The 25,374-nt window shown below is 73.3% G+C and carries 24 protein-coding genes, 1 tRNA gene and 1 rRNA gene; 10 read left to right on the top strand and 16 right to left on the bottom strand.

The features are described from left to right. Positions 1-109 precede the first annotated feature (109 nt). Both M8330_RS03805 and M8330_RS03800 read right to left on the bottom strand, forming a co-directional pair. Positions 110-691 (bottom strand): TMEM165/GDT1 family protein, encoded by a 582-nt coding sequence (locus M8330_RS03805; protein ID WP_250055260.1) that lies wholly within the window; start codon positions 689-691, stop codon positions 110-112. A gap of 297 nt (positions 692-988) precedes the next feature. Beyond that, the gene (locus M8330_RS03800) at positions 989-1,807 is read right to left on the bottom strand and encodes a shikimate 5-dehydrogenase (protein WP_250826254.1); all 819 of its coding nucleotides are present in this window, start codon (positions 1,805-1,807) and stop codon (positions 989-991) included. A gap of 57 nt (positions 1,808-1,864) precedes the next feature. On the opposite strand from M8330_RS03800, the gene M8330_RS03795 reads away from it, so the two are divergent. Next, a complete protein-coding gene (locus M8330_RS03795; protein WP_250826253.1) occupies positions 1,865-2,425 on the top strand; it encodes an RBBP9/YdeN family alpha/beta hydrolase in 561 nt (186 codons plus the stop codon). A gap of 6 nt (positions 2,426-2,431) precedes the next feature. On the opposite strand, the gene M8330_RS03790 is transcribed toward M8330_RS03795, so the two are convergent. The 8 genes from M8330_RS03790 to M8330_RS03755 form a co-directional block, all read right to left on the bottom strand. Beyond that, entirely contained in the window at positions 2,432-3,481 is a 1,050-nt protein-coding gene (locus M8330_RS03790) for a sugar ABC transporter substrate-binding protein (RefSeq protein ID WP_250826252.1), read from the bottom strand. 64 nt (positions 3,482-3,545) lie between these two features. Further along, positions 3,546-3,929: a methyl-accepting chemotaxis protein gene (locus tag M8330_RS03785; protein WP_250826251.1), complete on the bottom strand. Its 384-nt coding sequence runs from the start codon at positions 3,927-3,929 to the stop codon at positions 3,546-3,548. Continuing rightward, positions 3,881-5,107 carry an MCP four helix bundle domain-containing protein gene (locus M8330_RS03780; RefSeq protein WP_250826250.1) on the bottom strand — a complete coding sequence of 409 codons (1,227 nt, stop codon included), beginning with the start codon at positions 5,105-5,107 and terminating at the stop codon, positions 3,881-3,883. Before M8330_RS03780 ends, M8330_RS03785 begins: the two co-directional genes overlap by 49 nt. A gap of 152 nt (positions 5,108-5,259) precedes the next feature. Then, positions 5,260-5,841, bottom strand: coding sequence for a dihydrofolate reductase family protein (locus M8330_RS03775; protein WP_250826249.1), 582 nt, complete (start codon positions 5,839-5,841; stop codon positions 5,260-5,262). A 70-nt stretch (positions 5,842-5,911) separates the two neighbouring features. Beyond that, a tRNA-Val gene (locus M8330_RS03770) sits at positions 5,912-5,986 on the bottom strand. Between the two features lie 159 nt (positions 5,987-6,145). Beyond that, a complete protein-coding gene (locus tag M8330_RS03765) occupies positions 6,146-6,646 on the bottom strand; it encodes a peroxiredoxin (RefSeq protein ID WP_250826248.1) in 501 nt (166 codons plus the stop codon). A gap of 37 nt (positions 6,647-6,683) precedes the next feature. After that, positions 6,684-8,399, bottom strand: coding sequence for an AMP-binding protein (locus M8330_RS03760; protein ID WP_250826247.1), 1,716 nt, complete (start codon positions 8,397-8,399; stop codon positions 6,684-6,686). A 179-nt stretch (positions 8,400-8,578) separates the two neighbouring features. Next, complete coding sequence (locus tag M8330_RS03755) at positions 8,579-9,019, bottom strand: DUF3052 domain-containing protein (RefSeq protein WP_308196235.1); 441 nt, start codon at positions 9,017-9,019, stop codon at positions 8,579-8,581. 386 nt (positions 9,020-9,405) lie between these two features. On the opposite strand from M8330_RS03755, the gene aceE reads away from it, so the two are divergent. Beyond that, positions 9,406-12,198 (top strand): pyruvate dehydrogenase (acetyl-transferring), homodimeric type, encoded by a 2,793-nt coding sequence (gene aceE / locus M8330_RS03750; protein ID WP_250055157.1) that lies wholly within the window; start codon positions 9,406-9,408, stop codon positions 12,196-12,198. 73 nt (positions 12,199-12,271) lie between these two features. On the opposite strand, the gene M8330_RS03745 is transcribed toward aceE, so the two are convergent. After that, positions 12,272-13,129, bottom strand: a complete 858-nt coding sequence (locus tag M8330_RS03745) for a helix-turn-helix domain-containing protein (protein ID WP_250826246.1) — start codon at positions 13,127-13,129, stop codon at positions 12,272-12,274. A gap of 78 nt (positions 13,130-13,207) precedes the next feature. Here M8330_RS03745 and M8330_RS03740 point away from each other — a divergent pair, with 78 nt between their 5' ends. After that, on the top strand, positions 13,208-13,591 hold the full coding sequence (locus tag M8330_RS03740) for a VOC family protein (protein ID WP_250826245.1): 384 nt from the start codon (positions 13,208-13,210) through the stop codon (positions 13,589-13,591). A 28-nt stretch (positions 13,592-13,619) separates the two neighbouring features. Here the strand turns inward: M8330_RS03740 and M8330_RS03735 are convergent, their stop codons facing one another. Continuing rightward, the gene (locus tag M8330_RS03735) at positions 13,620-14,606 is read right to left on the bottom strand and encodes an alpha/beta fold hydrolase (protein WP_250826244.1); all 987 of its coding nucleotides are present in this window, start codon (positions 14,604-14,606) and stop codon (positions 13,620-13,622) included. A 170-nt stretch (positions 14,607-14,776) separates the two neighbouring features. Here M8330_RS03735 and M8330_RS03730 point away from each other — a divergent pair, with 170 nt between their 5' ends. The 7 genes from M8330_RS03730 (at position 14,777) to M8330_RS03700 (ending at position 22,048) form a co-directional block, all read left to right on the top strand. Continuing rightward, the gene (locus tag M8330_RS03730; protein WP_250826243.1) at positions 14,777-15,976 is read left to right on the top strand and encodes a PucR family transcriptional regulator; all 1,200 of its coding nucleotides are present in this window, start codon (positions 14,777-14,779) and stop codon (positions 15,974-15,976) included. Between the two features lie 126 nt (positions 15,977-16,102). Continuing rightward, positions 16,103-17,287 carry an acyltransferase domain-containing protein gene (locus tag M8330_RS03725; protein WP_250826242.1) on the top strand — a complete coding sequence of 395 codons (1,185 nt, stop codon included), beginning with the start codon at positions 16,103-16,105 and terminating at the stop codon, positions 17,285-17,287. Beyond that, positions 17,287-18,285 carry a beta-ketoacyl-ACP synthase III gene (locus M8330_RS03720; protein WP_250826241.1) on the top strand — a complete coding sequence of 333 codons (999 nt, stop codon included), beginning with the start codon at positions 17,287-17,289 and terminating at the stop codon, positions 18,283-18,285. The genes M8330_RS03725 and M8330_RS03720 overlap by 1 nt, the downstream gene beginning before the upstream one ends. 122 nt (positions 18,286-18,407) lie before the next feature. Further along, positions 18,408-18,653 carry an acyl carrier protein gene (locus M8330_RS03715; RefSeq protein WP_250055143.1) on the top strand — a complete coding sequence of 82 codons (246 nt, stop codon included), beginning with the start codon at positions 18,408-18,410 and terminating at the stop codon, positions 18,651-18,653. 105 nt (positions 18,654-18,758) lie between these two features. Next, positions 18,759-20,009 (top strand): beta-ketoacyl-[acyl-carrier-protein] synthase family protein, encoded by a 1,251-nt coding sequence (locus tag M8330_RS03710; protein WP_250826240.1) that lies wholly within the window; start codon positions 18,759-18,761, stop codon positions 20,007-20,009. Further along, the gene (locus M8330_RS03705) at positions 20,009-21,469 is read left to right on the top strand and encodes an acyl-CoA carboxylase subunit beta (RefSeq protein WP_250826239.1); all 1,461 of its coding nucleotides are present in this window, start codon (positions 20,009-20,011) and stop codon (positions 21,467-21,469) included. Before M8330_RS03710 ends, M8330_RS03705 begins: the two co-directional genes overlap by 1 nt. Positions 21,470-21,595: 126 nt before the next feature. After that, complete coding sequence (locus M8330_RS03700) at positions 21,596-22,048, top strand: hypothetical protein (RefSeq protein WP_250826238.1); 453 nt, start codon at positions 21,596-21,598, stop codon at positions 22,046-22,048. A gap of 72 nt (positions 22,049-22,120) precedes the next feature. On the opposite strand, the gene M8330_RS03695 is transcribed toward M8330_RS03700, so the two are convergent. From M8330_RS03695 to rrf, 4 genes are all read right to left on the bottom strand, one after another. Continuing rightward, positions 22,121-22,600 (bottom strand): DUF3145 domain-containing protein, encoded by a 480-nt coding sequence (locus tag M8330_RS03695; RefSeq protein ID WP_250055135.1) that lies wholly within the window; start codon positions 22,598-22,600, stop codon positions 22,121-22,123. Between the two features lie 233 nt (positions 22,601-22,833). Next, positions 22,834-23,637, bottom strand: a complete 804-nt coding sequence (locus M8330_RS03690) for a PP2C family protein-serine/threonine phosphatase (protein WP_250826237.1) — start codon at positions 23,635-23,637, stop codon at positions 22,834-22,836. Between the two features lie 143 nt (positions 23,638-23,780). Next, positions 23,781-24,851, bottom strand: coding sequence for a tetratricopeptide repeat protein (locus tag M8330_RS03685; protein WP_250826236.1), 1,071 nt, complete (start codon positions 24,849-24,851; stop codon positions 23,781-23,783). Positions 24,852-24,999: 148 nt separating this feature from the next. Then, a 5S ribosomal RNA gene (gene rrf, locus M8330_RS03680) occupies positions 25,000-25,116 on the bottom strand. Positions 25,117-25,374: the final 258 nt, after the last annotated feature.

Raw genomic sequence — 25,374 nt, 5'->3', positions numbered from 1 at the left:
CTGCGCACCGTACCGGGTGGGAGCGACGGACCCGTCACAGGTGGCGGACAACCCTGCCCGCCGGTGCGACCGAACCCACGCCCCCTCACCCGATCGGTGGGCCCAGGGTTCAGCCGATGACGCCGGCGCCCTCGAGGATCAGCCACACGCCGAAGAGCGCGAAGAGCACCGCAGCACCGATCTGGATGACCTTCTCGGGCAGCTTCCGGCCGAGCACGGCACCCACGACGATCGCGAGCGCGTCCGCGGCGACCATGCCGACCGTCGAGCCGATCCAGGTGCCGAGCCAGCCGTGCTGCGTGGCCAGCGTGATCGTGGCGAGCATGGTCTTGTCGCCCAGCTCGGCGAGGAAGAAGGCGGTACCGACCGCGAGCAGGGCCATGCCCTTGGACTTGCGGGCCTTGTCGGCCTCCTCGTCGGTGAGCTCGTCGCCGCGCAGCGTCCACACCGCGAAGGCGAGGAAGGCGACACCGGCGACGATCGCGATCACGCCCTGGTACTCGCCGAACGCGTCGCCGATGAAGAAGCCGATCGCCACCGAGGCGAGGTGGACGATCGCGGTGGCGACGGTGATGCCGAGGATGACGTCGCGGGCGCGGTAGCGCGAGGCGAAGGTCATGGCCATGAGCTGCGACTTGTCGCCGAGCTCGGCCACGAAGATCACGGCCGTGGAGATGAGGAATGCTTCCATCAGGGGGTCCTTCCCGGGCCCGACCTGGCGCTCACCGCGGGGGACGCGCGCCTCGGCCGGGCACGTGTCGTGGGCGTCCGCGCAGGCTCGCGCGGACGTACTGGCAGTGCCGGCCGAAGGTCTCGTCCGCCGCAGGCGGCCCCTCGTACCGGACCCGGCGCTCCTGGTGGAGAGCCCGATCAGTGTGTCGACACGAGGCGTTGGGGACTACTCCCCCTCGAACAGACCGCAACGCTACCAGGCGTGCACTCTCGCGCGCACTGCGACCCCGGCCACGCGCGCCGGCGCCGGGCGGTCTCACTCGCGCGAGAACGCCGAGGCCCTGGCCACCTGCTCGTCGGTGGGCAGCACGCCGGTGTAGCGCTCGAACTGGCGCGCGGCCTGCAGCGCGATGACCTCGGCGCCCGTCACGACCGGCAGCCCCGCCTCCCGGGCGGCACGGACCAGGGGCGTCTCGGACGGGAACGCCACCACGTCGAGGACGCCCGAGGACGCGGCCAGGTGCCGGTGCGGGTAGGCCAGCTCGTCGGCCTGCGGGCCGTCCATGCCCAGGGGCGTCACATTCACCAGCAGCGCCCCGCCCACGGGCGTCTCCGGCACGTCGGGCACCCAGCGGTACCCGTAGCGCTGCGCCAGGGCCGGGCCGGCCTCGGCGTTGCGGGCCACCACGGTGACGTCCTCGTAGCCGCTCCCCCGCAGCGCGGCCACCACGGCCTTCGCCATGCCGCCGGAGCCGCGGAGCAGCACCGGCGCGGAGGTGTCGAGCCCGTGCCGCTCGACCAGCAGCTGCACGGCCTCGTAGTCGGTGTTGGAGGCGACGAGGTGACCGTCGGTGTTGACGATGGTGTTGACCGCGTCGATGGCGGCCGCCGACTCCTCCACCTCGTCGACGAAGGCCATGACGTCGGTCTTGAACGGCATCGAGATCGACGCGCCGCGGATGCCCAGCGCCCGCACGCCGCGGATCGCACCCTCGAGGTCGTCGGTGCTGAAGGCCTTGTAGACGAACGGGAGCCCCAACTCGTCGTAGAGGTGGTTGTGGAAGCGCGTGCCGATGTTCGAGGGCCGGCCCGAGAGGGAGATGCAGAGCGTCATGTCGCGGTGGAGGATCGGCATGGTCACACTCTGCCCGACGTGGGAAGAGCCGCGTCACCCGGCCGGTTCCCGCCTGGTGTGACTCCCCGCTCCCCGATCGAGCGCGTCGTCGTCCTGCACGGCTACGGCGCGACGCCCGACGACCACTGGTTCCGTTCCCTGGCCCGTTCCCTGGCTCCCGTCGAGGTGCAGGTGCCCGCACTCCCGTCCCCGGACGCTCCCGACGTCGAGGCGTGGGTGGCCGCGGCCGGCGCGGCCCTCGGCTCCCCGGACGAGCACACCGCGGTCGTGGGCCACAGCCTGGGGTGCGTGACCGCCCTGCACGCCCTCGACCGGGTGCCCGGCGAGTGGCGCCTCGGCGGCCTGGTCCTGGTGGCGGGATTCACCGCCCCGCTGCCGCTGCTCCCGGAGCTGGACGCCTTCACGGCCGGCGCCCCCGATGTCGCGCGGACGGCGGCGCGCACGGTGCGCCGCCACGTCCTGCTGGCCCCCGACGACCCGCTGGTGCCGGCCGCGCTGAGCCGCGACCTGGCCACCGGGCTGGAGGCCCACGTGCACGAGGTGCCCGGGGCCGGGCACTTCCTGGCCTCCGACGGCGTCACCGACCTGCCGGAGGCCACCGCCCTGCTGCTCGGCTGAGCCGGCTCACCAGTCGCCGAGGTGCTCGTCCACGTCGGCGACGGTGAGCGAGGTGGCCGGCACCTGGAGGGTCGGGCGGGCCCCGGTGGTCTCCAGGCCGAGGTCGTCGGTCGTGCCGCGCACGACGGCGGCGAGGGCACGGAGGGCGGTGGCGCCGTCCTCGCCCGCGGACACGTGGACGGTGCCGTACATGCGGCCCTCCTGCACGGCCCGGACGCCGTCGATGCTGCCGCCGAGGCCGACGACGGCGATCTCCGCGGCGCGCCCGGCACGGGTCACCACGCGGGCCGCTGCCACGCACTCGGGGTCGCCCTGGCAGACCAGCACGTCCACCCGGTCGTGCGCGGCGAGCAGCTGCTCGGTCACGGGCACCGCGCGGGCGGCGTCGAAGTCGTTGTAGGCGCGACCGACGAGCCGGATGCCGGTGGTCGTCGCCAGACCGTCCTCGAAGCCGCGGGTGCGGGCCAGCTGCGGCGAGGACCCCTGCACCCCCTCCTCCAGGAGGACGCGGCACGGCGCCGGGACGTCGGCGCAGACCTGGGCCACCAGCGCTGCCTGGGCCGTGCCGATCGCCACGTCGTCGAAGCCGGTGTGCAGCAGGGGGCCGCCGTCGCCGTAGTCGGTCGCCAAGGTGCGGTTGGCGGTGATGACCGGGATGCCGGCGTCGATCGCGGCCTGCGCGGCCGCCAGGTTGGCCTCGGGGTCGACGGGCGCGACGGCGAGCGCGTCGACGCCCTGGTCCACGAGGTCGGCGATCGCCGCGTCCATGGTGGCGACGTCGTTGCCGGTGTCGACGAGCACGAGGTCGAGGTCGAGCGCGTCGGCCTGGGTCCGCGCGGAGGTCGTCCACGCACCCCAGAACACCTCCTCGGTCGCGGGCAGGACGATCGCGACCGTGGGGCGGCCGGTCTCGGCGGACGCGGCGTCGCCCTGGTCCTCCCCGCAGCAGGTCAGTGCGGCACCGAGGGTGAGGGCGACGAGGGCGGACGCCGCGAGGCGGCGTCCGGCCGTGCGGGACCGGGCGTGGGACGGGCGGCGGGCGGCGGTGCGTGACATGGGGATCTCCCGGGCTGGTGGGGTCGGCGGGCGCGGTGCGTCGAGCGGTGCGTCGAGCGGTGCGTCAGAAGGTGAAGCGACGGACCTGGTCGGCCAGGCGGTCCGCGGTGCCGGGGAGGGTGTGGACGACGTCCCGGTTGGCCCGCACGGACGCGGAGGTGCTGTCCGCGGCGTCGGCCACGCGGGCGATGCTGCCGCTGATGGCCTGGGTGTCGGCGGCCGCGCCGGAGGCCGAGCCCGACATCGTGGCGGTCGTGGCGGTCTGCTCCTCCACGGCGGCGGCGATGCGGGCCTGGTAGTCGTTGATCTCGGCGATGATCCCGCCGAAGCGCTCGATGGTGCTGACGGCCGCGGCGGTGTCACCCTGGATGGTGTCGACGCGGCGGGAGATCTCCTCGGTCACCTGCGCGGTCTCCCGGGCCAGCTCCTGGACCTCGGAGGCGACCACGGCGAAGCCCTTGCCAGCCTCGCCGGCCCGCGCGGCTCGGCGATACCGGCGATGAGTCGGACGGCCTCGTCGATCTGGCTGGAGCTGGTGCCGAGGGTGCCGACCAGGCCGGTGGCCTCCTCGGCGGCCAGCGTGGCGTCGTGGGCCACCTTGAGCGCGTCCTGGGCGCCGCGGGAGATCTCGGTGATCGACTCGCGCAGCTCCTCGGCGCCCAGCGCCACGGCGTTGACGTTGGTCGTGACCTTGTGGGTGGCGTCCGCAGCCGCGGCGGACTCCTGGGTGGTGAGACCGACCTCGGTCTCGATCCGCCCGGCGAACCCGGTGAGCTGCTCGACCGCCCCGGCCACCTGCTGGGAGCCGGCGGCCACGTCGCTGAGGATGGTGCGCAGACCGTCGGCGGCCTGGTCCTGGGCCGCGGCCACGCGGCCGATCTCGTCGCCGCGGCGGATGCCGGTGCGGGCGGTGAGGTCGCCGCGTGCCATCGCCTCGGCGACTCGCAGCACGTGCCCGACGGGGCCGGTGATGCTGCGGCTGAGCCCGACGGTGAGCAGGACGCCGAGGAGCAGGGCCACGGCCACGCCCACCCAGACGAGCAGGATGGCTCGCTCGGCGACGGTCGTCGCCTCGACGAGCCGCTCCCCGGCAGCAGCCTGCTCGGTGCCGGCGATCTCGCTCAAGGCCTCGTTGATGGTCGCCGCGGAGGAGCGCGCGACCGAGGCGTTGTAGGTGGCCACCCAGTCCTCCACGGCACCGGCCTGCACCAGCGGCTCCAGGCACTGGCCCCGGATGAAGCGCCAGGTGGCCAGCGCGGCGGCGAAGTCGTCCCGCAGCGACGCAGGGCTCGCCGGGTCGGCGGCCAGGTAGGCGGCCCAGGCCTCGTCGAGCTCGGCCTCGAGGTCGCTGCGTCGTTCGGTCAGGGCAGCACGAGTGTCCTCGTCGCGGTTGACCAGCAGGTCCTGGTCGGTCTTGGCCAGGGCGTTGAAGCTGGAACGCACGTCCCCGGCGGCCCGGGTCGCCTCCAGGCTGGCGGAGCTGGTCCGCGCCAGCGTGTCCTCCAGGTCGCGCAGACCCAGGCTGCTGATCAGGCCGATGGCCACGCTGAGCAGCAGGATCAGGCCGATCCCGCCTCCCAGTCGCCGGCCCAGTGGCAGGTCGCCGATCCATCGCCGCAGCGTCATGCCCGTCCCCGCTCGGTGCTCTGGCGCCGGCACGTCACCGGCACTGCTGCGCTGGGCAACGGCCCGACCGGGCGGGGCTGAAGCCACCGGCGTCCACACACGATCTTCACGGCCGTCCCCGCAGGAGCGGCCGACCGCGATGCCGAGCCGGGTCAGCCCCGGCGGACCTCCCACGTGGTCCGGACCAGGCCGTCGGCGGTGACGTGGCTGCCGAGCACCCGCAGCTGGACGTCGGCACCGAGACCGCCGAACAGGCGGCGGCCGGCGCCGAGCAGCACGGGCGCGGTGGAGACGGTGATCTCGTCGAGGACGCCGGCGGCCAGGAAGGACTGCACCGTGCGTCCGCCGTCGACGTAGACCTCGCGGGCGCCCACCTCGTCCAGCAGGTCGCAGGCCTGCACGAGACCGGCGACCACCCGGACGCGTCCGTCCTCCGTGGGGGCGGCGTCCGAGGCGCTCAGCACCAGCACCCGCAGCCCGGTGAAGGGCCACTCCTCGAAGCCGGCGACGGTCTCGTAGGTCTCGCGGCCCATCAGCAGGGTGTCGATCTCGGGGAAGAAGGTCTCCCACTCCAGGCCGGGGTGCTCGCCCCGAGTGGCGGCGTGGCCCACGTCCTCGGGCAACGAGGTGAGCCAGTCGAGGTCGCCGTCGGGCCTGGCCAGGTAGCCGTCGAGGCTGGCGCCGACGAAGGCGCGGGCGCGCCAGGCGCGGCGCTGCGGACTGAGCGTGGTCATCGCACTCTTCTACCAGCCGCCGCGGACAGCGTGCCGCCGTCCCGCGGCACGCGTCGGCCGGGCACGACGGTGGTGGGCGCAGAGGGGATCGAACCCCCGACCGCCTCGTTGTAAGCGAGGAGCTCTACCGCTGAGCTATACGCCCCGGCTGCCGGCGGCGCGGAAGGCCCCGGACAGGGTCGAACCGCCGGCGTCTCGGGTCACCGGCGGTTCGACGAGTCCAGTGTAGCCCGAGCGCGGGCACCCGTCCGGGGGAACGGGCGCACTGCTCGCCAGGCGGGACTGGACGACGCCTGTCGTCGCCTCAGAGCACCGCCGCCAGCTGGCGTAGGTGCTCGTCCAGGTCGCGCCCCTCGGCCATGGCGTTGTGCACCGACCAGCGGACCCGGCCCTCCTTGTCGACGACGTAGGAGGAGCGACGGGCGCACCCCTTGGTCTCGTCGAAGACGTCGTAGGCGCGGGCCACCTCGCCGTGCGGCCAGAAGTCGGAGAGCAGCGGGAAGTTGAGCCCGTCGCCGTCGGCGAAGGCCCGCAGCGAGTAGACGGGGTCGCAGCTGATCGCCACGACCTCGGTGTCGAAGGTGAGGAACTCGTCGAGGCGGCGCCGCACGCCGGTGAGCTCGCCGGTGCAGACCCCGGAGAAGGCGTAGGGGAAGAACAGCACGGCGACCGCCTTGCGCCCTCGGAAGTCCGAGAGCCGCACGTCCTGGCCGAACTGGTCGCGCAGGCAGAAGTCCGGGGCCGGGCCACCGAGCGTGAGCCCCGGGGTGGTGGCATCGGGGTCGGTCGGGGTCTGGGGCGTCATCGCTCCTCCTGGCTCCGGCGTCGGTGGTGGGTGCGTCCTACGGTTCCGGCGAGGTCTCGGGGTGCGGCAGCTCCCGCTTGAGCACCTTGCCGGTGGCGTTCCGCGGCAGCGCGTCCAGCCGGACGACGTCGCGCGGAACCTTGTACCGCGCCAGATTGTCGCGCACGTGCTGCTGGACCTCCTCAGCGGTGGGTCCCCCGCCGCCCGCGGCCCCGGCGTGCGGTGCCCCGGCAGCCACGACGAAGGCGCGCAGCCGCTGGCCGAAGTCGGGGTCGGCCACGCCCACGACGGCGACCTCCGCGACGCCCGGCATCCGGGCGATGCAGTCCTCGACCTCCTGCGGGAAGACGTTCTCCCCGCCCGAGACGATCATGTCGTCGTCGCGGCCCTCGACGACCAGCCGCCCCGCCTCGTCCACGCGGCCCACGTCGCCGGTGGCCATCAGCCCGTCGACGACCTCCTTCGACCCGCCGCCGGTGTAGCCCTCGAAGAGGAGTCCGTTGCCGACGAAGATCCGGCCGGTCGTGCCGCGCGGCACGGGCGCGAGGTCGTCGCCGAGCACCCGGACCTCGGTGTTCCACGGCGGCCGCCCGGCCGTGCCGGGGGCGGCGCGCAGGTCCTGGGGGGAGGCGACCGAGGCGTAGGCGACCTCGGTGGAGCCGTAGGTGGACCACAGCCGGTCGCCGAAGCGGTCCATCCAGGTCAGCGGGAGGTCGCCCGGCAGGGCCGAGCCCGAGGAGGCCACCACCTGCACCCGCGAGAGGTCCGCGGCGGCGAGCTGCTCCTCGGGCAGGGCCAGGATGCGCTGGAGCATGACGGGCACGACGACGAAGGAGTCGCAGCGCTCGCGCCGGAGCAGGTCGAGGCAGGCCTGCGGCTCGAACCGGCGCGCGAGCACGAGGGTGGAGCCCAGGAGCATGGACAGGGCGAGGTGCCCGTAGCCCCAGGTGTGGAACAGCGGGGCAGCCACGTGCGTGCGCCACCCGGCCCGCAGCGGCAGCGCGGAGAGCAGCGAGACGCCGGCGTCGATGCCGGCCTCGGCCCGCGGGGCGCCCTTGGGGGTGCCGGTGGTGCCGGAGGTGAGGATGACGGTGCGCCCGTTGCGGCCGGGCGGGGTGAGCGGGCCCCGCTCGTGGGAGGCGATGAGCTGCTCGGTGGTGACGGCGCCGGGCGCGTCCGTGTCGGTCCAGGCGACCACGCGGACCGCGGCGGGCTCGGTGCCCGCGCCGCCCCCGTCCCCACCATCCTCGACACCGTCCTCGATCCCGAGGAGGGCGGGGGTGAACTCCTCGTCGTGGACGACGACCGCCGGCGCGTCACGGGCCAGCACGTCGCGCAGCTGCGGGCCGGCGAACGCGGTGTTCAGGTAGAGGACGTCGGCCCCCAGCATCGAGACCGCGATCGTCGTCTCCACGAAGCCGCGGTGGTTGCGGCACAGGAGCGCCACCCGGTCCCCCTCGCCCACCCCCAGGCCGGCCAGGGCCCGGGCCAGGGACTGGGCACGGCCGACCAGGTCGGCCCAGGTCAGCTCACCCAGCTCGTCGACGAGCCCGACCTGGTGGGGCGCCCGCGTGGCCAGCGAGGAGAACCCGCCGGCGGCACCCGTGCCCCACCGGCGCAGGGTCACGGCGAGACCGGCCAGGACACCGGGGCCGTAGGGTCGGACGACGCCGGCCCGCGTGAGCACCCGGGCGCCGGCGGAGGCGGTCGAGAGCGCCTTCGCGGCACGGGAGGCCGGGAGGCCGCCGAGCACGCTGGGCCCTCCACCTCGCTCCGCGCGTGTCGGGTCGGCGGGCGGGTGGACGGTGGTACCTGGCACGCGGGCCTCCGAGCGGTCGACGTCGTCCGCGGCGGTGCGGACGACGGCTCAACGACCGAGCACGCCCGGAGTGACGGCCGACACCCCAGCGGGTGTCGGCCGGCGGGCGCGCGTCAGACGGGCGTCTTGGGGGCGACCAGGCGGGTCGCGGACCAGTCCTTGGAGACGGTCGCGGTGGTCGTCTGCGAGAGGCCGGCGATCGGCGCGGCCTCGGCGACGTCGGAGGGGTCCACGGAACCGGGACGCCCGACCTTCGGCGTGAGCAGCCAGATCGAGCCGCCGCCGACCAGGTCCGTCAGGGCGTCGACGAGCCCGTCCACCAGGTCTCCGTCCTCGGCACGCCACCAGAGCAGGACGGCGTCGACGACGTTGCCGTAGTCACCGTCCACCATGTCGGCGTCGATGGTGTCCTCGATCGAGACCCGGAGGTCGTCGTCGGTGTCGTTGTCCCACCCGAGCTCCTGGACCACCATGCCCGCGCCCAGTCCGAGGCGCGCGCCGGCGCCGGACGCGGTGTCTGTCTGGGTGGACCCGCCACCCGCGGTCGAGCTCACGTGAGCCTCCGTCTTCGTCGATTGTGGTGTGCGACACCGGGCTCGCGCACCGGTGTGTGAGGCGTAGTCCATCGGAACCGTCCATCCGGCGCAACCTCTGACACGCAACTGATGCCCCTCGACCAGCCCTTTTCGTGCCACCGAGCCCCCCAGGAGGTGCCGCACAGCGGCCCTCCGTGGGCCACGACGGACGAGGCGCGCCGGCGAGGCGCACCGCGGACACTCGTGGTCCAGACCGGCCTCTGACGTGGGCGGGAACTCCTGTAGCCACCCATGTTCTGACAAACATCCCGCAAAAACGTCCGCTGAGCGAACAGTCGCGTCGTCAGTGCGAGAACCGGCGCCGGGGCGTTTCGTGCGGTCCGAAGCCGTGCGACGATGCAAGGGTGACCGAGGCATCATCGAACTCATCCGGCACCCGCACCGGCGGTATCCCGTCGGTGATCCACGAGGGTCTGCCCACCCAGCTGCCCGACATCGACCCGTCCGAGACCCAGGACTGGATCGACTCCTTCGACGCCATGGTGTCCGAGCGGGGCCGCGACCGCGCCCGCTACGTGATGCTGCGGCTGCTCGAGCGCGCGCGCCAGGAGCAGGTCGGCGTGCCCGCGCTGCGGAGCACCGACTACATCAACACCATCCCGCCCGAGCGCGAGCCGTGGTTCCCCGGCGACGAGGACATCGAGCGACGCATCCGTGCGTTCATCCGCTGGAACGCGGCGATGATGGTCTCCAGCGCCAACCGCAAGGGCCTGGAGGTCGGCGGCCACATCGCCACCTACCAGTCCTCCGCGAGCCTCTACGAGGTCGGCTTCAACCACTTCTTCCGGGGCAAGGAGCACCCGGGCGGTGGCGACCAGGTCTACATCCAGGGCCACGCCTCCCCCGGCGTCTACTCCCGCGCCTTCCTCGAGGGCCGGCTGAGCGAGGAGCAGCTCTACCGCTTCCGCCAGGAGGTCCAGCACGGCGTCGGCCAGGGCCTCTCGTCCTACCCGCACCCGCGCCTCATGCCGGAGTTCTGGGAGTTCCCCACGGTCTCCATGGGCCTCACCGGCATCAACTCGATCTACCAGGCCCGGTTCAACCGCTACCTGCACAACCGCGGCATCAAGGACACCAGCGACCAGAACGTGTGGGCGTTCCTCGGCGACGGCGAGATGGCCGAGCCCGAGAGCCTCGGCGCGATCCGCGTGGCCGCCCGCGAGGAGCTGGACAACCTCACCTGGGTCATCAACTGCAACCTCCAGCAGCTCGACGGCCCGGTCACCGGCAACGGCAAGATCATCCAGGAGCTGGAGTCCAACTTCCGCGGCGCCGGCTGGAACGTCATCAAGGTCGTCTGGGGCCGCGAGTGGGACGACCTGCTCGCCCGCGACGTCGACGGCGCCCTGGTCAACAAGATGAACTCCACCCCCGACGGTGCGTTCCAGACCTACTCGGTGGAGTCCGGCGGCTACGTCCGCGACCACTTCTTCGGTGACGACCCGCGTCTGCGCAAGATGGTCGAGCACATGAGCGACGACCAGATCCGCAAGCTCCCGCGCGGCGGTCACGACTACCGCAAGGTGTACGCGGCCTTCGACGCGGCGTCCAAGCACGTCGGCCAGCCGACCGTGATCCTGGCGCACACCATCAAGGGCTGGACGATCGACGCCCTCGAGGGCAAGAACGCCACGCACCAGATGAAGAAGCTGACGCAGGACGACGTCAAGAAGTTCCGCGACCGCCTCTACCTGCCGATCTCGGACGCCGACCTCGAGCGCTCCTACGAGGCCACCGGTGCCGCGCCGTTCTTCCACCCCGGCAAGAACAGCCCCGAGTTCGAGTACATGATGGAGCGGCGCAAGCAGCTCGGCGGCTCCGTCCCCGAGCGCCGCACCAACGCCAAGCCGCTCACGCTGCCCGGCGACAAGGTCTACTCCGAGATCAAGCAGGGCTCGGGCAAGAACAAGATCGCCACCACCATGGCCGCCGTCCGCCTGCTCAAGGACTGGATGCGCGACAAGGAGATCGGCAAGCGCATCGTCCCGATCGCGCCGGACGAGTACCGGACCTTCGGCATGGACGCCATGTTCCCGAGCGCCAAGGTCTACAACCCGCACGGCCAGTCGTACGAGTCCGTCGACCGCAAGCTGCTGCTGAAGTACGCGGAGTCCACCTCCGGCCAGCTGCTGCACGAGGGCATCTCCGAGGCCGGCGCGATGGCCTCGGCCACGGCTGCCGGCACGGCCTACGCCACCCACGGCGAGCCGATGATCCCGTTCTACATCTTCTACTCGATGTTCGGGTTCCAGCGCACCGGCGACTCCATCTGGGCGATGACCGACCAGATGGGCCGCGGCTTCCTCATCGGCGCCACCGCCGGTCGCACCACGCTGACCGGCGAGGGCCTCCAGCACGCCGACGGGCACTCGCCGCTCCTCGCGGCGACCAACCCCGCCGTCGTCCACTACGACCCGGCGTACGCCTACGAGGTCGCGCACGTCATGCAGAGCGGCCTGGAGCGCATGTACGGCTCCACCGAGGAGCACCCGCACGGTGAGGACGTCGTGTTCTACATGACCGTCTACAACGAGCCGGTCTCCCAGCCGAAGGAGCCCGAGGACGTCGACGTCGAGGGCATCCTCAAGGGCGTGCACAAGGTCGGGTCGATCCAGGGCGACGGTCCGCGCGTGCAGCTCATGGGCTCCGGCGTCGGCATGCCGTGGGTGACCGAGGCGGCCGAGATGCTGGCCAAGGACTGGGGCGTGTACGCCGACATCTGGTCGGTCACCTCCTGGAACGAGCTGGCCCGCGAGGCCGTGGCCTCCGAGGACTACAACCTGCTGCACCCGAGCGAGCCGCGTCGCACCCCGTGGGTGACGACCAAGCTCTCCGGTGGCCTCGGCCCGTTCGTGGCGGTCTCGGACTACATGTCCGCCGTGCCGATGCAGATCGCTCGCTGGGTCCCCGGCGACTACTGCGTCCTCGGCGCCGACGGGTACGGCTTCGCCGACACCCGCCCGGCCGCCCGACGGTTCTTCAACATCGACGCCGAGTCGGTCGTCGTCCGGGCCCTCCAGGGCCTCGCGGACGCCGGCGACATCGACCCGAGCCTGGTGGAGAAGGCCTTCGCGCAGTACAAGATCGACGACGCCACCGCCACGCGCGGCGTCAAGCAGGAGGGTGGCGACGCCTGAGGCTTCCCTCCCCCAGCACCAGCACCACGAGCGAGCCGTCGTCGGCCCCGGGAGACCGGGAGCCGGCGGCGGCTCAGCCGTTCCCGCCCGGGCTGCTGCCCGCCCGTCCGCCCAGGTCCCGCACGTACGCGGCCGGCGAGCGTCCGGTCAGCCCGGTGAACTCCCGCACCAGGTGGGACTGGTCGGCAAAACCCAGGTCGGCCGCAAGCCCGGCCCAGTCGACGGGCTCGCCCCCGTGCGCGGCGGCCGCGACGTCGAGCAGCCGGAACCGCCGCAGCACCCACTTCGGGCCGACGCCGACGTGCGTGGTGAACCGCCGCTGCAACGTGCGGACGGTGACCCCGGCCAGCCCCGCCAGCTGCTCGACCCGTCGCAGCGACCGGTCCGTCTCGACGCGTTCCACCAGCGCCGCCAGCTCGTCGGTCACCGGGTCGGGCTCGGGCGCGAGTCCGCGCAGCCACTGCGCGAGCACCTCCACCCCGGCCGCCGGGTCCCCGGCGCCCGCGAGGGCGGCCGCGCGGGCCGCCACCGGCACGTCGTCGACGCCGAGCACGTCGGCCGCCGGCGTCTCGCGGTCGCGCAGCCGGGCCACGTCGGCACCCAGCACCGGGGCGAAGCCGGCCGGCCGGAAGGCCAGTGCCACCGTGGCTCCGGTCCCCTCCAGCCGCCGCTCGAACCCGGTCGTCCGCACCCCGTGCACGAGCAGCCGCGGCCGCCCGCCGGCGTCCTCGAGCGCCACGTGCACCACGGGCCTCGGGACGACGGCCTGCACATGCGGCTCCGGCAGCGACCAGGTCACCCACCAGCCGTCGTCGACCAGCGGCGCCAGGTCCGCCGGCGGCTCCGTCCGGCCGGTGGCGAACCGCCCCTCGGCCAGGTCCGGCCGCAGCAGCTGCGCGCGGGCGCGGCGCTCGCCGCGGTCCTCGGTCATCATTCCATCCTCGCCCCGCGGCGCCCGGCTGTCGCGTTCCTCCAATCCCGGCCGGGGCGACGCGGCCAGCCTGGGGGCATGAGCGCACAGACCCCGCCCGTCGCCCGCCTCGCCATGGTCACCCTCGACTGCGCCGAGGTGGCGCCCGAGGCGGCCTTCTGGGCCGCCCTGCTCGGCTGGGAGGTGGCCGTGGCGACCGACGACTACGCGATGCTCACCCACGGCCCCGCCCGGCTCGGCTTCGGTCGCGTCGAGGGTCACGTGCCGCCGTCCTGGCCCGACGAGGGCGGGCGCAAGCAGGTGCACCTCGACCTCGCCGTCGACGACCTGGACGAGGCGGCGCAGCGCGCCGTCGCGCTCGGCGCCTCGCTGGTCGACCCGCAGCCCGGCGAGACCTGGCGGGTCCTGCTGGACCCGGCCGGGCACCCCTTCTGCCTCACCGACGCGGCGGCCTGGGGCTGAGACGCCCGGCCTCCGGCGGCGAGGCGACTCAGGCGCCGGTCGCGCCGCCCACCGAGGTGAGCCCGGTGTCGTGCCCGGTGCGCAGCAGGGCGCGCCAGCGGGCCCGGGAGTAGACCGCGGGCCGGGTGCTCGCGCAGAAGTCGAGCACCAGGTCGGCGAAGCGCTCCGGGTCCTCCTTGTGCGGGAAGTGCCCCGCCCCGTCCATGATCTCGATCCTGGCCTTGGGCGCCAGGGCCGCCGCGTTGGCGGCGTGGCTGACCGGGATGACGTGGTCGTCGGTGCCCCACAGCACGCACATCGGCATGGCCTCGGTGAGGTAGGCCCGGTCGGCCATGGTGACGATCTGGCCCCGCCAGTCGACCACGGCGCGCACCACGTGCCGGATCGCGGCGCGGGCCGCCGGGTCCTTGAAGGAGTCGTAGATGGCAGCGACCTCGTCGAGGTCCCGGGTGGCCGGCACCGGCAGCAGGGAGAGCGCCGACATCGCCGTCGTCCCGACCTGGCGGACCACGGGCATCGTCAGCGCGCCCATCACCTGGTGGAACCCCGGGGTGGTCACGGCCCGGATGACAGGGGTGACCTCGGGGCCGAGACCGCCGGAGGCGACCAGGACGAGCCGCTCGGTGCGCTCGGGGAACTGGTAGGCGAACTGCATCGCGACGCCCCCGCCGAAGCTGTGCCCGACCACGGTGGCCTTGTCGATGCCGAGCACGGTCAGCAGGTCGCGCATGCCGTTGGCGTAGCCGCCGACGCTGTAGTCGGCGCGGGGCTTGTCGGAGGCCCCGTGGCCGAGGAGGTCCGGCGCAATGACGGTGAAGTGCTCCGCGAGCCGCGCGATCACGGGCGACCAGGTGGTGTGGTCACAGCCGAGGCCGTGCAGCAGCACCAGCGCCGGCCCCTGGCCGGCCGTGACGAACGCCCGGCGGTGGCCGTGGATGGTGACGAACCTCAGCTCGTGGCCGTCGCGGCCGCGGCCGCGCGTGCGCGCGGGGCGGGCCTGGGTGCTCGTCGGCACAGCTCCTCCTCACCTGGCGCACGAACCTGTGACGTCGTGTCCACGGTAACCGCCCGGCGGGCTCACGGGCAGATCTTCATGAGAAGTGCATCACACCCCCGTTGCGGCCACGTTGCACGCGCGTGACCGCCGGCGGCGCACCGGACCTCGCCTGGACTAGGCTCGCAGGCATGACCGGCGAGTCCCCCGCGGCGTCCCCCGCGGCGGAGACCCTGCTCCGGGCCACGGGTGCGCTGAGCACCGCGGCCACCGCACGGATGGACTCCGCGCTCCCCTGGTTCCGCGAGATGCGCGCCGAGGACCGCGCGTGGGTCGGGCAGATCGTGCAGAACGGCGTGCGCAGCTTCGTCGACTGGTACGCCGACGACCAGCAGGGCGGCCACCGCAGCGGCACCGCGATCGCCGCCGCGGTCTTCGGCGCCGCGCCCCGCGCCCTGGCCGGCGCGATCAGCCTCCAGCAGACGGTCGACCTCGTCCGCCTCTCCATCGACGCCATCGAGGCGGACGTCGGCTCCCTGCTGCCGCCCGAGGAGGCCGCGCAGGTGCACGCCGCGATCCTGCGCTACGCCCGCGAGGTCGCCTTCGCCGCCGCGGAGGTCTACGCCCGCGCCGCGGAGGCGCGTGGCGCGTGGGACGCCCGGCTCGAGGCCCTCGTGGTGGACGCGGTCCTGCGCTCGGACACGGACGAGGCGATCCTCTCCCGCGCGAGCGCCCTGGGCTGGACGTCGCAGGACGGCATCGCCGTGGTGCTGGGCCAGGCGCCCCACCGGCGCACCGAGACGGACCTGTTCTCCGAGGCCCGGCGCCGCGCTCGCAGCGGCGGCATGGACGCCCTGTGCGCCGTGCAGGGCGACCGGCTCGTCGTCCTCCTCGGGGGCGCCGAGGACCCGGGCGCGGCAGCAGCAGCCGTGCTGCCGGTCTTCGGCGACGGGCCGGTCGTGGTCGGCCCCGTGGCAGACAGCCTGGGCGACGCGCACCTCTCCGCCCGTGCCGCCATGTCGGGGCTGCGTGCGGCCGCGGGCTGGCCCGAGGCGCCCCGCCCCGTCCCGGCCGACGACCTCATGGCCGAGCGCGCCCTGGCCGGCGACGGCCACGCGCGGCGGCACCTGGTGGAGGACGTCTATGTCCCCCTCGTCCACGCGCGTGGCGCGCTCACCGCGACGCTGTCGGCCTACCTGGCCGCCGGCGGCTCGGTGGAGGCTGCGGCGCGGGCGCTGTTCGTGCACGCCAACACGGTGCGCTACCGGCTGCGCTCGGTGGCCGAGGTGACCGGCCTGTCGGCCACCCGGCCGCGCGACGCGCTCACCCTCTCGATCGCCCTGATCCTGGGCCGCCAGTCGGGTCGCGCGACGGAGACGCCCGACACCTGACGCGTGCAGCGACAGGTAGCACGTGACAGAACGCACTGATTTGTGGGGTTCCCACAAACGACACGGGCAGAAAATGGTGCGCGCCGCCCATGAGTCGTGGGGTCCGACAACGGCAGAGTGTCCTACGTGCTCGTCATCGTCGCTCCCGGACAGGGAGCCCAGACCCCCGGATTCCTCAAGCCCTGGCTGGAGGACCCCGCCTTCGCCGCGCGGCTCCACTGGCTCTCCACCGTCGCCGGCCTCGACCTGGCCCACTACGGCACGGAGGCCGACGCGGAGACGATCCGCGACACGCAGATCGCCCAGCCGCTGCTGGTCGCGACCGCGCTCGTCTCGGCCCTCCACCTCTTCCCGCACCCCGGTGACGCCTTCCAGCGCATCGGCGCCGTCGCGGGCCACAGCGTGGGCGAGATCGCCGCCGCCGCGGGTGCCCGGGCCATCACCGCCGAGCAGGCCATGGTGCTCGTCCGCGAGCGCGGCAAGGCCATGGCCCAGGCCGCCGCCGTCACCCCGACCGGCATGACCGCCGTCCTCGGTGGCGACCGCGAGGAGGTCCTCGCCGCGATCGCCGCGAACGGGCTCACCGCCGCCAACGACAACGGCCCCGGCCAGATCGTGGCCGCGGGCACGATGGAGCAGCTCGCCGCGTTCGCCGACGCGCCGCCCGCCAAGGCGCGGCTGCGTCCCCTGTCCGTCGCCGGCGCGTTCCACACCCAGCACATGGCCCCCGCCGTGAGCCACCTCCAGCAGCTGGCCGCCGCCGTGACCACGCACGACGCCCGCACCCGCGTCATCTCCAACCGGGACGGCCAGGTCGTGCACGAGGGCCGCGACGTCCTGCGCCGCATCGTCGGCCAGATCTCCTCGCCGGTCCGCTGGGACCTGTGCATGGAGACCATGAGCGACCTGGGCGTCACCGGCATCCTGGAGATGCCGCCGGCCGGCACCCTGACGGGCATCGCCAAGCGCGCCCTCAAGGGCGTGGAGACCTTCTCCTTCAACGGCCCCGACCAGATCGACGACGCCCGCGCGTTCATCGACAAGCACGGCGAGCCCGCAGGCCTCGACCTCACCCCCACCTGGCGCGTCGTGGTCTCCCCGGCCAAGGGCACCTTCCGCATCGGCGCCGAGGTGGCCGACGCGGAGGTCGTCGCCCCCGGCACCAGCATCGGCGAGGTGGCCTCCACCCGCGACAAGGTCTCGGTCGAGGCCCTGCACGGCGGCCAGGTCGTCGAGTGGCTGGTGGAGGACGGCGACCTCGTCTCGCCCGGCCAGCCGCTGCTGCGCCTCTACCCGGAGGGCTCCCTCTGATGCCCCTGTCCTCCCCCACCGGCGCGGAGTACGCCACGATCCTCGGGGTCGGGGCGTACCGGCCCTCGCGCGTCGTCCCCAACAGCGAGATCGTCGAGCGCCTCGACTCCAGCGACGAGTGGATCCGCACCCGCTCGGGCATCGAGCAGCGCCGCTGGGCGACGCCCGAGGAGACCGTCGAGCTGATGGCGATCTCCTCGGCCCGGGAGGCCCTGGAGGCCTCCGGCGTGGACGCCCGTCAGATCGACGCGGTCGTCGTCGCCACGGTGACGCACTTCCTGCAGACCCCCAGCCTGGCCACGATGGTCGCCCACCAGCTGGGCACCGACCAGGCCGCGGCGTTCGACATCTCCGCCGCCTGCGCCGGCTTCTGCCACGGCATCGCGCTGGCCAACGACATGGTGCGCGGCGGGTCCGCCGGCCACGTCCTGGTGATCGGCGTCGAGCGGCTCTCCGACATCACCGACCCCGACGACCGCTCGTCCGCGTTCATCTTCGCGGACGGCGCCGGCGCGGCCGTGGTCGGCCCGAGCGACACCCCGGGCATCGGCCCGGTCGTGTGGGGCTCGGACGGCGAGCAGTACGACCTCATCCGCAACCGCGAGACCTGGCTCGACGTGCTCGAGTCCGGCGAGAAGCGCGTGCCGCACCTGGTGATGCAGGGCAACCCGGTCTTCCGCTGGGCCTCCTTCACCATGGCCAAGGTCGGCCTCCAGGCACTCGAGCGGGCCGGCATCACCGCCGACGAGCTCGACGTGTTCGTCCCGCACCAGGCCAACAACCGCATCACCGACGCCATGGCCCGGGCGATGAAGCTGCCCGAGCACGTCAAGATCGCCCGCGACATCGCCCAGCAGGGCAACACGTCCGCGGCCTCCATCCCCCTCGCGATGCACCGGATGCTCGCCGAGGGCGAGGCGAAGTCGGGCGACCTGGCCCTGATCATCGCCTTCGGCGCCGGCCTGGCCTACGCGGCCCAGGTCGTCGTCGTCCCCTGAGCCCCCGGGCCCAGACCCCGCACCACCGGGCCGCACGGCCCGGTCAGCAGGACCCGCTCCACCCCTTCCACCCGGAACCCGTCGTGCCGACCGGCACGACCAAGAGAAGAAGAGGAAGCCTCATGGCCACCACCGAAGAGATCCGCGCCGACCTCGCCGAGATCGTCAACGAGGTCGCCGGTGTCGACGTCGACGATGTCCAGCTCGACAAGTCCTTCGTGGACGACCTCGAGGTCGACTCCCTGTCCATGGTCGAGGTCGTCGTGGCCTGCGAGGAGAAGTTCGGCGTCTCCATCCCCGACGACGAGGTGAAGAACCTCAAGACCGTCGGCGACGCCGTCGCCTACATCGAGAAGGCCCAGGGCTGACGCCCCCGGCGGGACGTCGGGGGGCCACCGCCCCGCGACGTCCCGCCCCCGGCCACCCCGTGGCCAGCACCAACCCGTCCGACCTACCTCAAGGACCTGTTGCACATGTCGAAGCGAGTCGTCGTCACCGGACTCGGCACCACCAATCCCCTCGGCGGGGACGTCGCCTCCACCTGGGAGGCCATGCTGGCCGGCGAGTCCGGCGTCTCCCCGCTGACCGAGGACTGGGCCGCCGACCTGCCCGTCAAGATCGCCGGCCGCGCCAAGGTCGACCCGTCCGAGGTGCTCGAGCGGGTCAAGGCCCGCCGGCTGGACCGCTCCTCCCAGTTCGCGCTGATCGCCGCGACCGAGGCCTGGGCTGACTCCGGCATCGGTGAGGGCGACGTCGACCCCGAGCGTCTCGGCGTCGCGTTCGCCTCCGGCATCGGCGGCGTCAACACGCTGCTCGGCAACTACGACCAGCTCCTCGCGAAGGGCCCCCGCCGCGTCTCCCCGCTGGCGGTCCCCATGCTGATGCCGAACGCCCCGGCCGCGACCGTGTCGCTGCACCTGGGCGCCCGCGCGTTCGCCAGCACCCCCGTCTCCGCGTGCGCCTCCGGCAACGAGGCCATCGCCCTGGGGCTGGACCAGATCCGCCTGGGCCGCGCCGACGTGGTCGTCTGCGGCGGCACCGAGGCCGCGATCCACCCGCTGAACATCTCGGCGTTCGCCAACATGATGGCGCTGTCGAAGTCCGGCACGGCCAACGACGTGGACCCGACGGCCGTCTCGCGGCCGTGGGACACCGCTCGCGACGGCTTCGTCCTCGGCGAGGGTGCAGGCTGCATCGTCATCGAGTCCGAGGAGCACGCGAAGGCCCGCGGCGCCCGCATCTACGCGACCGTCCTCGGCGCCGCGGTCACCGCGGACGCCCACGACATCGCCCAGCCCGACCCCGAGGGTCGCGGCGGCACCCGCGCCATCCGCCGGGCGCTCGCCGAGGGCGACGTCGACCCGGCCTCGGTCGTGCACGTCAACGCGCACGCCACGTCGACCCCGCAGGGCGACATCGCCGAGGGCCTCATGCTGCACGCCGTCCTCGGCTCGAAGCACGCCCGCGAGGTCGTCGTCACCTCCACCAAGTCGATGACCGGCCACCTCCTCGGTGGTGCCGGCGCCCTCGAGGCCGTCGCCGTCGTCAAGGCCGTCGTCGAGCGTGTCTCGCCCCCGACGATCAACCTCGACGAGCAGGACCCGGCCGTCGACCTCGACATCGCCACCAAGCCGCGCGACCTGCCGGCCGGCGACATCGTCGCCCTCAACAACTCCTTCGGCTTCGGCGGCGCCAACGTGGCAGTCGCCTTCGGGAGCATCTGATGACCACCACCGCTGACACCCCCACCCCCGCGCCGGCCGCACCGGCGAAGAAGGTGAAGATCCCCCGCGACCAGGACCCCCGCAACCCGGTCAAGCGCCTCACCGCGCTGCTGGACGAGGGCAGCCTCGAGCTGATCTCCCCCGACGACGACTCGGGCATGCTCGCCGCGATCGGCACCGTCAAGGGCGCCCCCGTGGTGGCCTTCTGCTCCGACGCCACCGTCATGGGCGGCGCCATGGGCGACGACGGCTGCAAGGTCGTCGTGGACGCCTACCACCGCGCGCTCACGGACCGCATCCCGATCATCGGGCTCTGGCACTCCGGCGGCGCCCGCCTCGCCGAGGGCGTGCTGAGCCTGCACGCCGTGGGCCGGATCTTCCAGATCATGACCCAGGCCTCGGGCGTCGTCCCCCAGATCTCGGTCGTGCTCGGCCCCGCCGCCGGTGGTGCCGCCTACGGTCCGGCGCTGACCGACATCGTCATCCTCGGCCCCGAGGGCCGCATCTTCGTCACCGGCCCGGACGTCGTCCGCTCGGTCACCGGCGAGGACGTCGACATGCTCCGCCTCGGCGGCCCGGAGCCCCACGGTCGTCGCTCCGGCGTCGTCCACCAGGTCGCCGACTCCGAGGACGACGCGCTCGAGCGCGCCCGGACCACCGCGCACCTGCTGGGCGCCCAGGGCAGCCTGCGGGTCTCCGAGGTCGAGGACATCGACCTCGCAGGCTTCCTCCCCGAGTCGAAGAAGCGCGCCTACGACGTGCACCCGCTCGTCGAGGGCGTCCTGGACGAGGGCACCATGCTCGAGCAGCACGCGCGCTGGGCCCCGAACATCGTGACCGCGCTGGGTCGCTTCGGTGGGCGCACGGTCGGCGTCGTGGCCAACAACCCGCTGCGCCTGGGCGGCTGCCTGGACTCGCTGTCGGCGGAGAAGGCCAGCCGCTTCGTCCGCATGTGCGACGCGTTCGGCGTGCCCCTGATCGTCCTCGTCGACGTCCCCGGCTACCTGCCGGGTGTCGGCCAGGAGTGGGACGGCGTCGTCCGCCGCGGCGCGAAGCTGCTGCACGCGTTCGGCGAGTGCGTCGTCCCGCGCGTCACCCTGGTGACCCGCAAGACCTACGGCGGCGCCTACATCGCCATGAACGCCCGCTCGCTGGGTGCGACCAAGGTCTTCGCCTGGCCGGGCGCCGAGGTCGCGGTCATGGGTGCCGTGGCCGCGGTGCGCGTGCTGCACCGGCGCAAGCTGGCCGAGGTCGCCCCCGAGATCCGCCCGCAGGTCGAGGCCGAGCTGGCCGCCGAGCACGAGCGGATCGCCGGTGGCGTGGAGAAGGCCATCGAGATCGGGGTCGTGGACGAGGTCGTGGAGCCGTCGGCCACGCGCTCGACCCTGGCCGGGGCCATCCACGACGCCATCCAGTCCGGAGGCGTGCACCGCGGGGCCCACGGGAACATCCCGCTCTGACGCACGAGCGTCGACAGGCCGCACCTCTCGAGGTGCGGCCTGTTGCCATTCCGGACCAGCCGTGGCACCGTCGCATGACGCACGTCACACCATGCCGGCTCCCCTGGCCGGCCCCGGAGGTACTTCATGGACGCGCTCCCCCACTCCCGCCGCGCACGCCCCCGGTCGGGTGCTGCCCTGCTGGCCGTCGCGCTCCTCGCGGCGCTGCTGGCCCTGCCGGCGGCGTCCGCCGAGGCCGGCACCCAGCCCCGCATGGCCGAGTACGGCAAGACGGCCGCCAAGGACAGGGCGATGAAGCGCGGGTGCAAGAACTACTCCTACCGCTACCGCGTGCGGCCGCCGACGCAGGACGCGTGGGGCCTGGAGACCTTCCTGATCGACCCGGACGGCGAGCAGGTCGCCTCCGGCGCCTTCCTCTACGGCGGCGACCCCCGGCACGGCACGGGCTCCTTCCGCTTCTGCCGGTCCCAGACCCGTGCCGGACGCTTCACGATCCGCGCGAAGCTGACCTACTACGACGGCTGGACCAAGTACGAGGGGTGGATCGCCCCCACGCACTTCCGCATCCGGAAGCGCTGAACCCGCCCCGCGCGGCCCCGCCCCGGCAGGGGCGGTAGCTCGGCGCGCAGGGCGGGTCGCGGTGCCGTGCGCTCAGACGACCTGGTGCAGCCAGCGGACAGGGGCGCCCTCGCCTGCGTGCCGGAACGTCTCCAGTTCGTCGTCCCAGGGCTTGCCCAGGAGCTTGTCGACCTCGATCTCGACCGTGGTCTCGCCGGCAGCCGACTTCACGACAGCGGCGCGCAGCCGGTCCTCGGGGATGAGGATGTCGCCGTGCAGCCCGGTGACGGCGTGGAAGACGCCGAGCTCGGGGGTGTAGGAGTAGCGCGAGCCCTCCGTGGCGGAGGTCGGCTCCTCGGTGATCTCGAAGCGCAGCTTGTCCCAGCCCTTGAGGGCGGAGACGACGGCGGCACCGGTGCCGGTGCGGCCCGTCCACGACAGCTCGGCGCGGTAGGTGCCCGCCTGGGCGGGCTGGGGCGTCCAGTCCAGGCTCACGGGCGCGCCGAGGACGCCTCCCACGGCCCACTCGAGATGGGGGCACAGTGCGGACGGGGCGGAGTGCACGAAAAGCACGCCCCTCGTGGCAGCACGGGTGGCAGCAGCAGTGGTCACCGGAATCTCCTTCGTTCAGCGCGAGCTACGCCTTCCCCAGCGATCTCGAGCCGTCGTCGTCGGATGAACCGTGTGACAGATATGTGGTTGTGCCGCCCATTGTGACTCATGGGACGCATCTGCACCAGTGAGACGCACCGGAACAGCCCGTCCTGGTGCGGACCACCGCGCCGGCAGCGTCCAGTGCCGAGCCCTCAGCCGGTCATCGCGGCGCCCACCTCGCCGATGACGTTCCGAGGATCGCTTGCTGCGCCGAGAAGCCGACCGGCTCCGCCCGTCGGAGCCACGTCGACGACCTCGAGCCACACCGCCGTGGCGTCGTCCCTGCTCCCCCGCACCCGGGCCTCCCGGACCAGCGTCCGCGCCACCTGCGCCGGCCGCCCGCGCAGCACCCTCTCGAGGTGGTCGCCGCCGAGGTCCACACCGTCGCTGGTGAGCAGCAGGTGGTCACCGGGACGGGCGTCGACCACGAGGACGTCGGGCTCACTGCTACCGGCCGCCCCGGCGACCGACCGGGTCACCACGTGCCGGTAGGGGTGCCCGATCGCCTGCTCGGGTCGCAGGACCCCACGAGCCAGCATCTCCGTGACCCAGGTGTGGTCCTGGGTCAACCTGCGCGCCATCGCGTCCCGGACGAGGTGGACCCGGGTGTCGCCCAGGTGCAGGATCACCAACCTGGACCCGTCCAGCCGCACGGCGGACAACGTGCAGGCCATGCCCCGTCTGGCCGGGTCCTCACGCTGCCCCACCGCGAGCGACGCACGAGCCCGCTGCAGCGAGGCCCTCAGGCGAGCAGCGGCCTCCCCCGGCGGGAAGGGGGACGACAGGTCGGCGCAGATCACGTGGGCGGACGTCGCCGACGCCACCTGACCGGCGGGCGCCCCGCCCACCCCGTCCGCCACCAGGGCCAGCCGCGGGTCGGCGTAGGCAGCGTCCTCGTTGGCCGTCCGCCCCGGGCCGGCGCTGCTCACGGCGGACAACACCTCGAAGCTCAGCACGGCGGCCTCCTGACGACGTCGCGTCCGTGGACGCGCTCCACGCTAGGCCCCCGAGCGGGCCGCAACCTGTGCTCGCCCCTGGAGACCACTGTGGGCGCCGTCCTCGGACGGCGCCCACGGTCAGGCTCGAGCAGGTGCGGAGGTCACTCGTTGGACGAGGCGCCCTTCGCCTCCAGGTCCGCGGCACGGGCGGCCGCGTCGGTGATCTCGTCGGCGTCGATGGCGTAGGTCCGGTGGAACCAGGCGAGGGCGTCCTCGAGACGACCGGCCTCGACGAGCGCGTCGGCGTAGGCGTAGCGCAGACGCACGACCCACGGCTCGCGGGACTTGCTCTGCAGCGGGGCCAGCTCCAGGGTGCGCAGCGCGGCGTCCACCTGGCCGAGGTCGCGGCGAGCACCAGCCTCGACGATCGTCATCTCGGCCTTGGCCGGAGCGGAGAAGTTCGCCACGGACGGGCTCTTCGCGAGCTTCAGCGCCTGGTCGGCCTGGCCGAGGGCCCGGTGGCAGTCCGCCATGATCGGCAGGTAGTCGGTGGCGCCGTTCATCCGCTTGGCGGCCCGCAGGTCCGAGAGTGCCTCGGAGTAGTGACCCGCGGCGTAGGCGGCCTCGCCCGACGCCTCGCGGACCACGGCGAGCCGAGGCGCACGCAGCCGAGCCGCGACCGCGTGACCGTAGGCCGTCTCGGGGTCGCTCTCGATCAGCGCACCGGCCGCCGCGAGGTGCCGGGCCACCCGGGCCGCGACCTTCTCGGGCAGGCCCTTCAGCTGCGCCGCCACGCCCCGGTCCAGCTCGCGGCCGGTGATGCCCTCGGGGAAGTCGGGTCCGTCGTAGCGGGCCTGCTCCTCCGGGGTGCGCTTCGGCCGGTCGTCCTCGGGACGCTCGTCACGCCCAGCACCCCGCCCGCGGTAGTCGCCGTCGCGCCGCGGACGCGAGTCGTCGCGGCGACGGTCGTCCTTGCGCCGGTCGTTCTTGTCCCAGGAACGACCCTGGCCCCCGCGACCGCCCTCGGGGCGATCGCCGGACCGACCGCGGCCGTCGGAGGAGCCGTAGCCGCGGCCGTCGCCTTTGCCGCCGCTGCGGCCGCCCTGGCCACCCTGTCCCCGGTTCGACCCCTGGCCGCCTCGGGAGCCCTGGCCCCCGCGCGAGCTACTGGGCCCGCCGCTACGGCCACCGGACCGGCGGTCTCCGTTGCTGGGTCGACGGTTCTCGGCCATGGTCTGGCTCCTTCTCCGGCTGGGCCGGCGACAGTCGCGGACGCGGTCACGTCCGCACGGATGCGATGCAGGTACGCGTGCTGGCTCCGACACGGCTGAAAATACAAGAAGGGGCCACCCTGCTGGGTGGCCCCTTCTTGGAAGAATTGTCCGGCGGCGTCCTACTCTCCCACAACCTCGCGGTTGCAGTACCATCGGCGCTGAGAGGCTTAACTTCCGGGTTCGGGATGGGACCGGGTGTTTCCCTCTCGCTATGGCCGCCGTAACTCTATCGGCTCACACGTTCCGCCGCGTCGCCGGTAGCACCGGGAGGGCGTAGTAGCGTGGCCAAGCCACTATTCAATTGATGGTGACGACCCTAGCGGATCACCACCCGCGCCGGCGAATCGCCGGCAAGTGTTTGGTTGTTCAATCAGTGGACGCGAGACACGCTCAATCACACGCTGTATCTGTGTGTTTGTTTGTGTGTGCAGTGTAGGAGTGTGGTGACAAGCCCTCGGCCTATTAGTACCGGTCGGCTGGG

Source organism: Nocardioides bruguierae (genome assembly GCF_023656415.1).
GTDB classification, from domain to species: domain Bacteria; phylum Actinomycetota; class Actinomycetes; order Propionibacteriales; family Nocardioidaceae; genus Nocardioides; species Nocardioides bruguierae.
The sequence above is the reverse complement of the archived record's forward strand: the minus strand, read 5'-3'. Positions and strand labels throughout refer to the sequence as shown.

Excerpts from the sequence above, each read along its gene's own strand:
- M8330_RS03745 (WP_250826246.1), bottom strand. The coding sequence starts at position 13,129 with ATGACCGAGGACCGCGGCGAGCGCCGCGCCCGCGCGCAGCTGCTGCGG.
- M8330_RS03740 (WP_250826245.1), top strand. The coding sequence starts at position 13,208 with ATGAGCGCACAGACCCCGCCCGTCGCCCGCCTCGCCATGGTCACCCTC.
- M8330_RS03730 (WP_250826243.1), top strand. The coding sequence starts at position 14,777 with ATGACCGGCGAGTCCCCCGCGGCGTCCCCCGCGGCGGAGACCCTGCTC.
- M8330_RS03775 (WP_250826249.1), bottom strand. The coding sequence starts at position 5,841 with ATGACCACGCTCAGTCCGCAGCGCCGCGCCTGGCGCGCCCGCGCCTTC.
- M8330_RS03800 (WP_250826254.1), bottom strand. The coding sequence starts at position 1,807 with ATGCCGATCCTCCACCGCGACATGACGCTCTGCATCTCCCTCTCGGGC.
- M8330_RS03720 (WP_250826241.1), top strand. The coding sequence starts at position 17,287 with ATGCCCCTGTCCTCCCCCACCGGCGCGGAGTACGCCACGATCCTCGGG.
- M8330_RS03710 (WP_250826240.1), top strand. The coding sequence starts at position 18,759 with ATGTCGAAGCGAGTCGTCGTCACCGGACTCGGCACCACCAATCCCCTC.
- M8330_RS03700 (WP_250826238.1), top strand. The coding sequence starts at position 21,596 with ATGGACGCGCTCCCCCACTCCCGCCGCGCACGCCCCCGGTCGGGTGCT.
- M8330_RS03705 (WP_250826239.1), top strand. The coding sequence starts at position 20,009 with ATGACCACCACCGCTGACACCCCCACCCCCGCGCCGGCCGCACCGGCG.
- M8330_RS03715 (WP_250055143.1), top strand. The coding sequence starts at position 18,408 with ATGGCCACCACCGAAGAGATCCGCGCCGACCTCGCCGAGATCGTCAAC.
- M8330_RS03765 (WP_250826248.1), bottom strand. The coding sequence starts at position 6,646 with ATGACGCCCCAGACCCCGACCGACCCCGATGCCACCACCCCGGGGCTC.
- M8330_RS03805 (WP_250055260.1), bottom strand. The coding sequence starts at position 691 with ATGGAAGCATTCCTCATCTCCACGGCCGTGATCTTCGTGGCCGAGCTC.
- M8330_RS03780 (WP_250826250.1), bottom strand. The coding sequence starts at position 5,107 with ATGACGCTGCGGCGATGGATCGGCGACCTGCCACTGGGCCGGCGACTG.
- M8330_RS03685 (WP_250826236.1), bottom strand. The coding sequence starts at position 24,851 with ATGGCCGAGAACCGTCGACCCAGCAACGGAGACCGCCGGTCCGGTGGC.
- M8330_RS03790 (WP_250826252.1), bottom strand. The coding sequence starts at position 3,481 with ATGTCACGCACCGCCGCCCGCCGCCCGTCCCACGCCCGGTCCCGCACG.